Genomic DNA, 12,265 nt, shown 5'->3' with positions numbered 1-12,265 from the left:
CAGCCATAAGGATAATGCAGCCTGAAGCGCATAAAAGCGGTAAAACATAAGAAAAAGGTTGCACAGACGCACATTTCTCCCGGACTGTTGAATTTAACTCAACAATGAATTGCGTGTCGATGAATCATTTTTAAGCGGATTCTTTTATGACCAGGCTGTTGCTATTCTCAGGTCATCAGAAGTGAAACATAGGGAGTCTGAATATGTCTGCAACTGCACTGGTTACAGAATTTCTGCTGGCGGCAGAAGAGGGCAATATCGACGCGCTAAAAGCCTGCCTGGAGAAAGGCGTGGATATTAACGCGACCAACCGCCAGAAAAGAACCGCCATTATTATTGCCAGCCTGAAAAAGCATTACGCCTGTGTGGAGTTTTTAATTGCCGCCGGGGCGGATATTGATAAACAGGACCAGACCTGTTTTAACCCCTTCCTGATCGGCTGCCTGACCAATGATTTAACCCTGCTGCGCATTGTCCTTCCGGCAAATCCGGATCTCGATCGTCTGACGCGCTTTGGCGGCGTGGGCATTACCCCTGCCAGTGAAAAAGGGCACGTTGAAATCGTGCGTGAGCTGCTGGAAAAAACCGACATCAACGTCAACCACACCAATTTTGTCGGCTGGACGCCGCTGCTGGAGGCCATCGTATTAAACGACGGCGGCGCAAAGCAGCAGGAAATTGTGAAGCTGCTGCTCGATCACGGCGCGAACCCGCACATGACCGATAAATACGGCAAAACCCCGCTCGAGCTGGCGCGGGAAAAAGGCTTCAACGCGATCGCAGACCTGCTGCTGGCGGCAGGCGCATAGTGCATTCGGTCAGCCTTCCCCTGGCTGGCCGTTAATCAATAAACGCATTGTTACCGACGTGCATTTAGCACGACGGCGGCCCCCTTTTATCTTAAACAGGTGAAAATAATGCCAACCAAAATCGTCATAAAAAAGAATACGTATTTCGATTCGGTTTCCTTAATGTCGGTTTCCACCAAAGCCAATAAATTGCCGGGCGTCGAGCAGGCGTTTGTGGCGATGGCGACGGAAATGAACAAAGGGGTATTAAAAAACCTCGGGCTATTAACGCCGGAATTAGCGGACGCGAAAAACGGCGACCTGATGATCGTTATTAAAGGCGACGCGGCGAATGAGGAAACCCTGGCCGCCATTGAAGCGTTATTCACGCGTAAAGAGCGCACTGGCTCCCATGAAGCACGCTACGCGACGATTGCCAGCGCCAAAACCCATCGTCCGGACAGCAACCTTGCGGTGATTTCCGTCAACGGCACCTTCGCCGCGCGGGAAGCGCGCCAGGCGCTGGAAAACGATCTTAACGTGATGCTGTTCTCCGATAACGTATCGCTCGACGACGAGCTGGCGCTGAAGCAGCTGGCGCATGAAAAGGGTCTGCTGATGATGGGGCCAGACTGCGGCACCGCCATTATCAACGGCGCGGGGCTGTGCTTCGCCAACGCGGTGCGTCGCGGGCAGATTGGCATCGTTGGCGCCTCCGGCACCGGCAGCCAGGAGCTGAGCGTGCGCATTCACGAGTTCGGCGGCGGCGTGTCGCAGCTGATTGGCACCGGCGGACGCGATCTCAGCGAGAAGATCGGCGGCCTGATGATGCTCGATGCTATCGACATGCTGGAGGCGGACGACGCGACCCGGGTGATAGCGCTCATCTCCAAACCGCCAGCACCCGCGGTGGCTGAGAAAGTACAGGCCCGGGCACGCGCCTGCCGCAAGCCTGTGGTTGTGTGCTTCCTGGGCCGCAACGAACCGCCAGCCGATGAAGACGGTTTGCAGTTTGCTCGTGGCACCAAAGAGGCGGCCCTGAAAGCGGTGCTGCTTACCGGCATTAAAAAAGACGACCTGGATTTACATCCGCTCAACTGGCCGCTGATCGAAGAGGTACGCGCCCGCCTGACGCCGCAGCAGAAGTACATTCGCGGCCTGTTCTGCGGCGGCACCCTGTGCGACGAAGCGATGTTTGCCGTGCTGGAGAAATTTGACAATGTTTACAGCAACATCCAGCCGGATCCGGCCAGGCGTCTGAAAGACATCAGCGTCAGCCAGGCCCACACCTTCCTTGATTTCGGTGACGACGACTTCACCAACGGCAAGCCACACCCGATGATCGACCCGACCAACCGCATCAGCCGCCTGCTACAGGAGGCGCGCGATCCGCAGGTGGGGGTGATCGTGATGGATTTCGTGCTTGGCTTTGGCGCGCATGACGATCCGGTTGGGGTGATGATCGAGGCGATCAAAGAGGCACAGGCGATCGCGAAAGCCGACAACCGTCCGCTGGAAATTCTCGGCTACGTGCTCGGCACCGATCAGGATCCGCAGTCGTTGGCGCAGCAGTGCCAGCTGCTGACTGATGCAGGCGTCATCTGGGCCAGCAGCAGCACCAATACCGGATTACTGGCACGCGAATTTGTCTGCAAAGGGGAGAGAGCATAATGACGATCTTATTCAACCAGCCGCTGAACGTGATTAACGTCGGGATTGCGATGTTCAGCGACGACCTCAAAAAACAGCACGTTCCCGTGACCCAGCTCGACTGGACGCCGCCGGGGCAGGGCAATATGCAGGTGGTGGACGCGCTGGATCGGCTGGCGGAAAAACCGCTGGCGGAGAAAATTGCCGCCGCGAACAAAATTGCCCTTGAGCGGATTATTCAGTCCCATCCGGTGCTGGTGGGCTATGACCAGGCGATCAACGTGGTGCCGGGCATGACCCGCACCACCATTCTGCACGCCGGTCCGCCCGTCTCCTGGGAGAACATGTGCGGGGCAATGAAAGGCGCGGTTACCGGCGCGCTGGTGTTTGAAGGGCTGGCGAAAGATCTGGACGATGCGGCAAGGATCGCCGCCTCCGGAGATATTACGTTCTCGCCTTGCCACGAGCACGACTGCGTGGGCTCGATGGCGGGCGTCACCTCCGCGTCGATGTTTATGCACATCGTTGAGAACAAAACCTACGGCAACCGCGCCTTCACCAACCTCAGCGAGCAGATGGCGAAGATCCTGCGCATGGGGGCTAACGACCAGAGCGTGATCGAGCGCCTGAACTGGATGCGCGACGTGCTCGGCCCGATGCTGCGCGACGCGATGAAGATTATCGGCGAAATCGACCTGCGCCTGATGCTGGCCCAGGCGCTGCACATGGGCGACGAGTGCCACAACCGCAACAACGCGGGCACCACGCTGCTTATTCAGGCGCTGACGCCGGGGCTGATCCAGGCGGGCTATCCGGTGGCGCAGCAGCGTGAAGTGTTCGAGTTTGTCGCCAGCAGCGACTACTTCTCCGGTCCGACGTGGATGGCGATGTGTAAGGCCGCGCTGGATGCCGCCCACGGCATTGAGTACAGCACCGTCGTCACCACCATGGCGCGCAACGGCTACGAGTTCGGCCTGCGCGTTTCCGGCCTGCCGGGGCAGTGGTTCACCGGCCCGGCGCAGCAGGTGATCGGCCCGATGTTCGCGGGCTATAAGCCGGAAGACTCCGGGCTGGATATCGGCGACAGCGCGATTACCGAAACCTACGGCATCGGCGGCTTTGCAATGGCGACGGCCCCGGCCATCGTTGCGCTGGTGGGCGGCACGGTGGAGGAAGCCATCGATTTTTCTCGCCAGATGCGCGAAATCTCCCTCGGCGAAAACCCGAACGTCACCATTCCGCTGCTGTCTTTTATGGGCATCCCGACCGCCATCGACATCACGAAGGTCGCGGGCAGCGGCATTCTGCCGGTCATTAATACCGCCATTGCCCACAAGGACGCCGGGATCGGCATGATTGGGGCGGGCATCGTTCACCCGCCGTTTAGCTGTTTTGAAAAGGCGCTGTTAACCTTCCGCGATCGCTACGTTCTATAAGGTATGCATCCATGAAAAACATGAAACTGGAGTGGAAAAGAGGTGACTGGGCAGCTTATTTCGGGTTGATGACCAACAACCTGACCAATTTGCTGACCATGATGGGGCTGCTCATTTTTGTCGTCGGCATCCCGAAGGAGATTGTTTATGGACGCATCGCGCCAGCCTTCGGGCTGGCGGTGCTGGTGGCGAGTCTTTGCTATACGTGGTTTGGCCTGCAAATGGCGCGCGCCACCGGACGAACGGACGTCACCGCGCTGCCGTCCGGCCCAAGCGCGCCGTCGATTTTTACCGTGACCTTCCTGGTCTTAATGCCGGTTTACCAGCAAACCGGCGATGCGGATTTCGCGATTCAGATTGGCCTGGTGTGGTGCTTTGTGGAAGCGATGATCCTCGCGGGCGGTTCCTTCCTGGGGGAAACCATCCGCAAGATGATCCCGCGTACCGTGCTGCTGTCGTGCCTGTCCGGTCTTGGCCTGCTGCTGCTGGCGATGAACCCGATGTTGCAGGCGTTCGAAGCGCCGACCGTGTCGTTTATCGTCCTGCTGCTGATCTTCATTAACTGGTTCGGTAAAAAGCCGATTTTTGCCAAAATCCCGACCGGCCTGCTGCTGTTAATTGCCGGTACTCTGCTTGCGTGGATCTCCGGCCTGCAAAGCCCGGATGCCATTAAAGCGTCCATGTCATCATTCGGCTTTAACCCGCCAGAAGTGCACGTGGACAGCTTCATGCAAGGACTGCCGCACGCGCTGCCGTATCTGGCGTCCGCCGTACCGCTGGGGCTGGCGAACTACATCTTTGACCTGGAGAACATCGAAAGCGCCCACGCGGCGGGGGATGAATACCCGACCCGCAAGGTAATGCTGGCGAACGGTCTGGCCTCGATGCTCGGCTGCCTGATGGGCAATCCGTTCCCGGTCACGGTCTACGTCGGCCATCCTGGCTGGAAAGCGATGGGCGCCAGCATCGGCTACACCCTGGCGTCCGGCGTGACCATGTTCATCGTGCCGCTGTTCGGGCTGGGGGCCTTTATGCTCGCCATCATACCGATGACCGCCATCGTGCCGATTCTGGTGTTTATCGGCGTCGTCACCGCCAACCAGGTGGTGAGGGAAACCCCGAAAGTGGAGGTACCCGTCATCTTCATCTGCCTGTTCCCGTGGATCGCCAACTGGGCGCTGACCATGATGAACAGCGTGATGAGCGCGGCGGGGACCAGCGCGGCGAAAATCGGCACCGACGTGCTGCACAGCAAGGGGATCTACTACGAAGGCCTGATGCATCTCGGCAACGGCGCGCCGCTCGCCAGCATGCTCTGGGGCTGTATCGCCATCTTCGCCATCCTCAACAAACCGCTGCGTGGAGCCGTCGCGGCGGCCGGTGGAGCGCTGCTGGCGCTGTTTGGGGTGATCCACGCGCCGGTGGTGGGCTTTGCCGAGGGCAGTTCCCTGATGTTCGTCACGGCCTACCTGATGATGGGCGGGATGTTTGTGGTGAAGCATGTGCTGGATACCTCTGTTAATCCCCCTCTCCCTGTGGGAGAGGGCCGGGATGAGGGCACCAGAACGCACCTTCTAAAGGAAACAAAATGAAAGAGCTTATGGTCGTCGCCATCGGCGGCAACAGCATTATCAAAGACAACGCCAGCCAGTCGATTGAGCATCAGGCGCAGGCGGTCAAAGCGGTGGCTGAGTCGGTGCTCGAAATGCTGGCTTCGGACTATGACATCGTGCTCACCCACGGCAATGGCCCGCAGGTGGGGCTGGATCTGCGCCGCGCCGAAATCGCCCACGAGCGGGAAGGACTGCCGCTGACCCCGCTGGCAAACTGCGTGGCGGATACCCAGGGCGGGATCGGCTACCTGATCCAGCAGGCGCTCAACAACCGCCTGGCGGCGCGCGGGGAACAAAAAGCGGTCACGGTCGTCACCCAGGTGGAGGTGGATAAAAACGATCCTGGTTTTACGCACCCGACGAAACCCATCGGCGCGTTTTTCAGCGAGGCGCAGCGCGACGAACTGCAACTTGCGCACCCGGACTGGCATTTTGTTGAGGATTCAGGCCGGGGCTATCGCCGCGTGGTGGCTTCACCGCAGCCGCGGCGCATCGTTGAGTCGGATGCCATCAAGGCGCTGACGCAGAAAGGATTTGTGGTGATCGGCGCGGGCGGCGGAGGCATTCCTGTGGTGCGCAGTGAACAGGGCGATTACCAGAGCGTGGACGCGGTGATAGATAAAGATCTCTCCACCGCGCTGCTGGCGCGCGAGATCCGCGCCGACGTGCTGGTGATCACCACCGGCGTGGAGAAAGTGTGCATCCACTTCGGCAAGCCGAATCAACAGGCGCTGAGCACTGTGAACGTGGCGCAGATGACGCGCTACATGGAAGAAGGGCATTTTCCGGCGGGCAGCATGTTGCCGAAAATCGTCGCCTCGCTGGAATTTTTACGCCATGGCGGCAGGCGGGTGATCATTACCTCGCCGGACTGCCTGCCCGCGGCGCTGCGCGGTGAAACGGGTACCCACATTATTAATGAAGGAAGATAAGATGAGTGAGAATAAAAGCCGCCGCGAGTTTATCAGCCAGAGCGGCAAAATGGTTACCGCCTGCGCGCTGTTTGGCGCCACGGGTTCCGTCGCGTATGCTGCCGATTCAGCAAAGGCAACCTGCGAGACGGGTAAACCGATGAACATCACCGCAAAACATTACTATCTCGACAACGTGCTGCTGGAAGCCGGGTTTAACTTCGACGGCAGCGTGGCGACAAGTACCCGCACCGAGCTGAAAACGCTGGAAATCAAAGACGGGAAAATCGTCGCCCTGCGCGACAACAACAGCCACGCGGACGCGACCCTGCCGCACTTCGACGCGGGCAAAAAGCTGATGCTCCCGGCGACGCGCGACATGCACATCCATCTGGATAAAACCTTCTACGGCGGCCCGTGGCGCTCCCTGAACCGTCCGGCGGGCACCACCATTCAGGACATGATCCGCCTGGAGCAGAAGCTGCTGCCGGAGTTACAGCCCTACACGCAAGAACGCGCCGAAAAGCTGATCGACCTGCTCCAGTCCAAAGGGTCCACCATCGCCCGCAGCCACTGCAACATAGAGCCGGTTTCCGGCCTGAAAAACCTGGAAAATTTGCAGGCGGTACTGGCGCGCCGGGGCGCAGGCTTTGACTGCGAAATCGTTGCCTTCCCGCAGCACGGCCTGTTGCTGTCTCATTCTGAAAAGCTGATGCGCGAGGCGATGCAGGCGGGGGCGCATTACGTGGGCGGGCTGGACCCGACCAACGTCGACGGCGCGATGGAGAAATCCCTCGACACCATGTTCCAGATTGCGCTGGATTATGACAAAGGGGTGGATATCCATCTGCATGAAACCAGCCCGGCGGGCGTGGCGGCGGTGAACTACATGGTGGAAGCCGTGGAGAAAACGCCTGCGCTGAAGGGGAAGCTGACCATCAGCCACGCCTTCGCCCTGGCGACGCTTAACGAGCAAGAGGTGGATGAGATCGCCACCCGCATGGCGGCACAACAGGTGACCATCGCCTCCACCGTGCCGATTGGCACTCTGCACATGCCGCTGAAGCAGCTGCGTGATAAAGGCGTGTTTGTCATGACCGGTACCGACAGCGTGATCGACCACTGGTCGCCGTACGGTCTGGGGGACATGCTGGAGAAAGCCAACCTCTATGCACAGCTCTATATTCGCCCGAATGAGCAGACACTTTCGCGTGCGCTGGGCATCGCCACCGGCGACGTACTGCCGCTGAACGACAAAGGCGAGCGCGCGTGGCCGAAAGCGCAGGATGACGCCAGCTTTGTGCTGGTGGATGCCTCCTGTTCCGCCGAGGCCGTGGCACGCATCTCTCCGCGTACCGCGACGTTCCATAAGGGGAATCTGGTCTGGGGCTCTGTGGGCTAATGTGGTGCCGGGTGGCGCTGCGCTTACCCGGCCTACGGTTCGGAGATTTTGTAGGTCGGGTAAGGCGAAGCCGCCACCCGACAATGCAGTATACTGCTATGCACATTCTTAAAGAGGGATCTGCCATGGCACAAAACATCTACGACAATCCGGCGTTTTTCGAAGGCTACGCTCAGCTTCCGCGCTCGGTGCAGGGGCTGGACGGCGCGCCGGAGTGGCCTGCGCTCAGGGCGATGCTGCCGGATTTAACCGGCAAATCGGTTATCGATCTCGGCTGCGGCTATGGTTGGTTCTGCCGCGCGGCGCGTGAGCTGGGCGCGTCTGACGTCACGGGCGTGGATATCTCCGAAAAGATGCTCGCTCGCGCAGTGGAGCTCACCGCCGATCCACAGATTCACTATCAGCGTAGCGATCTGGAGTCTCTCAAGCTCAACGAGAACAGCCTCGATCTGGTCTACAGCTCGCTGGCGCTGCACTATCTGCCGGAACTGAACACATTATTTGCCCACGTTCAGCGCGCGCTTAAACCCGGCGGTTGCCTGGTCTTCTCAATGGAGCACCCGATTTACACCTGCGCCTCCCGTCAGGGCTGGCTGACGGACAACAGCGGCGAGCGGTTCTGGGGCGTGAACCATTATCAGGACGAAAGCCAGCGCGTCAGCAACTGGCTGGCAGACGGGGTGATTAAATACCACCGTACGCTGGGCACCACGCTTAACGCGCTGATCAAGGCCGGATTAACAATAAGCGAAGTCAATGAGTGGGGACCAACGCAGGCGCAAATTGACGCCTGGCCCGCGCTGGCAGAAGAGGCAGAGCGCCCGATGCTGGTGCTGATCGCCGCCCGTAAGGCTTAATAACCGACTTTATACACCCGCCCGCTCTGCACCCCTTCGACGCTGCGGCGGTAAGCCTGCGCAACGGTCGCGGCGGGAACGCTTTCAAAGCCCGGGAAGAAGCCGTCGTACGCTTCGGCGGATTCGGTCAGCACCGTCGGGCTGATCAGATTAATGCGAATACCGCGCGGCAGTTCACAGGCCGCGGCGCGCACAAACCCTTCCAGCGCGGCGTTAACCGTGGTGGCATTCACGCCCTGGGCAATCGGCTCGTGCGCCACAATCCCGCTTATCAGCGTAATCGAGCCACCTTCGTTCAGGTAGTGCTGGCCGGTCAGCGCCAGACGAACCTGCCCCAGCAGCTTATCCTGCAAACCCTGGTTGAACTCGCCGTCGGTCATGGTTGAGAGCGGGCCGAAGTGCAACCCTCCGCTGGCGGAGACAATCGCATCCACCGGACCGATCTTTTTGAACAGCGCCTGCACGCTCGCCTGCGAGGTGATATCCACCTGATGATCGCCCTGCGTGCGACCCACGCGGATCACCTCGTGGCGACGGCTTAGCTCTTCTGTCACAGCACGACCGACGGTACCGCTGGCACCAATAATGACGATTTTCATAGAAGACTCCTTATGTTGTGAGCCTTCATTCTTTAATAAATAAAAATTCAGATAAACTGGGCTGATGTTAGAAGATTGCTAACCAGAGGTTCGTAATATGGATAAGCTTCGCGGCATGGAGACGTTCATCGCGGTGGTGGAAAGCGGCAGCTTTACCGGCGCGGCGGCCCGGCTGGAGATGTCGGCGGTAATGGTCGGGAAGTATATTGCGCAGCTGGAATCGCAGCTCGGTACGCGGCTGCTGGAGCGCAACACCCGTCGCCAGAGCCTGACGGATGCCGGACGCGTTTATTTCGAAGAGGCCAGGCGCGTGCTGGAGCAGGTCTCGATTGCTGAAAACGCGGTTGAGCGTCTGCGAGCCACGCCCGCCGGCACCCTGCGCGTGACGGCGCCTACCTCGTTTGGCGGCTGCGTTATCGCGCCTCTGACGGCCACGTTTTTGCAGCGTTACCCGGAAGTGCGCATCGAACTGGATCTCACCAACCGAATGGTGGATCTGGTAGAGGAAGGGGTCGATCTGGCCATTCGTATCGGTGAGATCCGTAATGAGGATCTGGTGGCGAAATATCTGTGTCCCTACAACATGGTGATCTGCGCCGCGCCGGATTATCTGGCGCGTCACGGTACGCCGCAAACGCCAGCCGATCTGGTGGATCACCTGTGCCTGTCGCACACGGTCTGGACGGCGCGTAACGAGTGGCGGCTGCCGGGAGTGGAAGGCGAAGTGCGCTGGAAGCGTGATGCCGTCTTACGATGCAATGACGGCTACGGCTTACGCATGGCGGCGCGAGCCGGGGCGGGACTCCTGCTGCAACCGGAAGTGCTGGTGGCGGAAGAGCTGGCGAGCGGCAGGCTGGTTCGGGTTCTGGAAGCGTTTACGCCCGCGCCGAGGCCGGTGCATTTACTGTGGCGTCAGGATTTGCGGCCGCTGCCTAAGCTAACGGAATTTATTGCCCATATTCTGCTAAGATTGGGCACAATATAAAAAAAGAAGGTAAGTAAAGAATGTCTGCAAACAAACTCGCCAGCAGCGCGCAGGGCCTGCAATCCTCTGCCATCCGTGAATTATTAAAACATAGCAAAATGGCAGGCGTGATTTCGCTGGGTGGCGGTATTCCAAATCCGGACCTGTTCGATCATGAGGGTTTAAAAATCGCTGCTGATGCCGTGCTGTCTCAGCATTTTGGCGAAGCGTTCCAGTATGGCCTGACGGAAGGCGTCCCGGGGCTGCGCGAAGAGATCCAACGCATCTGTGAAGGTCGCGGCATCGCCTGTAAAGCCGATGACTTGGTCATTACTTCCGGCTCGCAACAATCGCTTGACGTGCTGGCGCGGGCGTTAATTAACCCGGGCGATACGGTCGTCGTGGAGCGGCCTACCTACCTCGCCGCGTTGCAGGTCTTTGGCCTGGCGCAGGCGAATTTTGAATCCGTTGGCACCGACGGCGACGGCATGAAAGTGGATGAACTTGAAGCGCTGGTAGCCACCAAAACCATCAAAGCGGTTTATATCGTGCCAACCTTTGGTAACCCGGGCGGCGTGACGCTCTCCGAAGCGCGTCGTAAACAGCTGGTGGAATTATCGAAGCGCTATGACTTCGTGATTATCGAAGACGACCCGTACAGCGAGATCAACTACACCGACGAAGCGTTCCGCCCGCTGATTGCTCATGCCAAAGATATCGGCAATGAGGATAACGTGGTGTACACCTCCACCTTCTCTAAAATCCTCGCGCCGGGCACCCGCGTGGGCTGGGTGCTGGTGCCGGAGTGGCTGAAGCGCGCGGTGGTGAACCTCAAGCAAACCACCGATCTGCACACCAGCACGCTGTCGCAGCTGATGACGTACGAGTATCTGAAAACCGGTCGTCTGGCGAATCAGATTAAAATGATCCGCGAAGCCTATCGCCAGAAATACCAGACCTTTGCAACGGAACTGGAAGCGGAGCTGGGCGATGTGATGTCGTTCCACAAGCCAAAGGGCGGCATGTTCCTGTGGGCGAAAATGAACAACGGCATCAATACGACGAAATGGCTGGAAAAAACGTTGAGCAACGGCGTCGTGTTTGTGCCGGGTGAGTTCTTCTACTGCAACGAGCCGGACCATACCACGCTGCGCATGTCTTTCGTTACCCCAACGGATGAGCAGCTTAAAGAAGCGGTTCGACGCCTCAAAATTTCCCTGTAACAGGATGCGCATAATGGCAGATGCCGTTATGCGCTGTTCCCGTGCAGGGTAACGTCTGGCTTGCCGGATTTTCGCTTCGCCATGACTTCCGCAACGGTTTTTATCCGGCTTAACTCCTCCTGCGTGCGGGAGTTAGATTGCGCTTCCCAGATATCAACGTTTAGCTGTAAGTTCAGCCAAAATTCAATAGTGGTATTAAAGGCTTTTGCCAGTTTGATCGCCATATCGGCAGTAAGTTTGCGATTGTTATTGACCAACGCGCTTACGGTATTGCGGTGTACATTTAGCATCTCTGCCAGATCGTTGATTTTCAGATTGAGCGGTTCAAGATACTCATACTGCAACACCTCGCCCGGCGTGGTGGGTTTGCGGAGTGCCTGTTGAAGTGTCATAGGTGATGCCTCACTTGTGTTGCGTGTACTTGTGTGGAGAGAGATAGAGATCGTCTGCTTTTCCCTCTGACCAGCGAAATACAAGCCTGTATTGTCTGTTTACCCGGATAGAGGAATATCCCTTCAACGGAGGACTCAATGCTTCATACATATTGCCCGGTGGCGATCGTAAATCCAGGTGCGACATGGCCGCATTGATGATGTCGAGCTTTCTTGCAAGCGCTGTTTCCAGATTCAAAGGAATAACATTGCTCGATCTCCCGTAGAGAAAAAAATCCTCAAGCCATTGATCCCGAAAATGATTAATCATAATGCTGGTAAGCTCCAGTCCTTGAAGCTGAGTGGATAGTAATGCACTCCTGCACTGTGCGCAAGTGCGTTTTGTCTGCGAGTAATATTACCCTGGTCATGGCTGAAGGGAAGTGTGATG

At 58.3% G+C, this 12,265-nt stretch carries 12 protein-coding genes; 9 read left to right on the top strand and 3 right to left on the bottom strand.

Annotated features, from left to right (window positions below):
• Positions 1–203 precede the first annotated feature (203 nt).
• From KTH07_RS15275 to KTH07_RS15245, 7 genes are all read left to right on the top strand, one after another.
• On the top strand, positions 204–809 hold the full coding sequence (locus tag KTH07_RS15275; protein ID WP_015571649.1) for an ankyrin repeat domain-containing protein: 606 nt from the start codon (positions 204–206) through the stop codon (positions 807–809).
• A gap of 108 nt (positions 810–917) precedes the next feature.
• The gene (fdrA, locus tag KTH07_RS15270) at positions 918–2,459 is read left to right on the top strand and encodes an acyl-CoA synthetase FdrA (RefSeq protein WP_032619170.1); all 1,542 of its coding nucleotides are present in this window, start codon (positions 918–920) and stop codon (positions 2,457–2,459) included.
• Entirely contained in the window at positions 2,459–3,874 is a 1,416-nt protein-coding gene (locus tag KTH07_RS15265) for a DUF1116 domain-containing protein (RefSeq protein WP_063162142.1), read from the top strand. Before fdrA ends, KTH07_RS15265 begins: the two co-directional genes overlap by 1 nt.
• A gap of 11 nt (positions 3,875–3,885) precedes the next feature.
• Positions 3,886–5,466: a hypothetical protein gene (locus tag KTH07_RS15260; protein ID WP_015571646.1), complete on the top strand. Its 1,581-nt coding sequence runs from the start codon at positions 3,886–3,888 to the stop codon at positions 5,464–5,466.
• A complete protein-coding gene (locus KTH07_RS15255; RefSeq protein WP_017382762.1) occupies positions 5,463–6,419 on the top strand; it encodes a carbamate kinase family protein in 957 nt (318 codons plus the stop codon). Before KTH07_RS15260 ends, KTH07_RS15255 begins: the two co-directional genes overlap by 4 nt.
• Position 6,420: 1 nt before the next feature.
• On the top strand, positions 6,421–7,800 hold the full coding sequence (locus KTH07_RS15250; protein WP_063162143.1) for an amidohydrolase family protein: 1,380 nt from the start codon (positions 6,421–6,423) through the stop codon (positions 7,798–7,800).
• 125 nt (positions 7,801–7,925) lie between these two features.
• Positions 7,926–8,657 (top strand): bifunctional 2-polyprenyl-6-hydroxyphenol methylase/3-demethylubiquinol 3-O-methyltransferase UbiG, encoded by a 732-nt coding sequence (locus KTH07_RS15245; RefSeq protein ID WP_017382760.1) that lies wholly within the window; start codon positions 7,926–7,928, stop codon positions 8,655–8,657.
• On the opposite strand, the gene KTH07_RS15240 is transcribed toward KTH07_RS15245, so the two are convergent.
• On the bottom strand, positions 8,654–9,256 hold the full coding sequence (locus KTH07_RS15240) for a short chain dehydrogenase (protein ID WP_017382759.1): 603 nt from the start codon (positions 9,254–9,256) through the stop codon (positions 8,654–8,656). The genes KTH07_RS15245 and KTH07_RS15240 overlap by 4 nt on opposite strands.
• A gap of 97 nt (positions 9,257–9,353) precedes the next feature.
• Here KTH07_RS15240 and KTH07_RS15235 point away from each other — a divergent pair, with 97 nt between their 5' ends.
• Entirely contained in the window at positions 9,354–10,241 is an 888-nt protein-coding gene (locus KTH07_RS15235; protein WP_015571641.1) for a LysR family transcriptional regulator, read from the top strand.
• A gap of 20 nt (positions 10,242–10,261) precedes the next feature.
• Positions 10,262–11,443: a PLP-dependent aminotransferase family protein gene (locus tag KTH07_RS15230; protein ID WP_032619175.1), complete on the top strand. Its 1,182-nt coding sequence runs from the start codon at positions 10,262–10,264 to the stop codon at positions 11,441–11,443.
• A gap of 26 nt (positions 11,444–11,469) precedes the next feature.
• Here the strand turns inward: KTH07_RS15230 and KTH07_RS15225 are convergent, their stop codons facing one another.
• Both KTH07_RS15225 and KTH07_RS15220 read right to left on the bottom strand, forming a co-directional pair.
• Positions 11,470–11,835 (bottom strand): HigA family addiction module antitoxin, encoded by a 366-nt coding sequence (locus KTH07_RS15225; RefSeq protein ID WP_015571639.1) that lies wholly within the window; start codon positions 11,833–11,835, stop codon positions 11,470–11,472.
• Positions 11,836–11,845: 10 nt separating this feature from the next.
• Positions 11,846–12,145, bottom strand: a complete 300-nt coding sequence (locus KTH07_RS15220; RefSeq protein ID WP_015571638.1) for a type II toxin-antitoxin system RelE/ParE family toxin — start codon at positions 12,143–12,145, stop codon at positions 11,846–11,848.
• Positions 12,146–12,265 lie beyond the last annotated feature (120 nt).

The organism is Enterobacter cloacae complex sp. ECL72 (genome assembly GCF_019056635.1).
In the GTDB taxonomy this organism is placed as follows: domain Bacteria; phylum Pseudomonadota; class Gammaproteobacteria; order Enterobacterales; family Enterobacteriaceae; genus Enterobacter; species Enterobacter hormaechei_C.
Note: the sequence above shows the minus strand (reverse complement) of the source record. Positions and strands in the feature narration are given on the sequence as shown.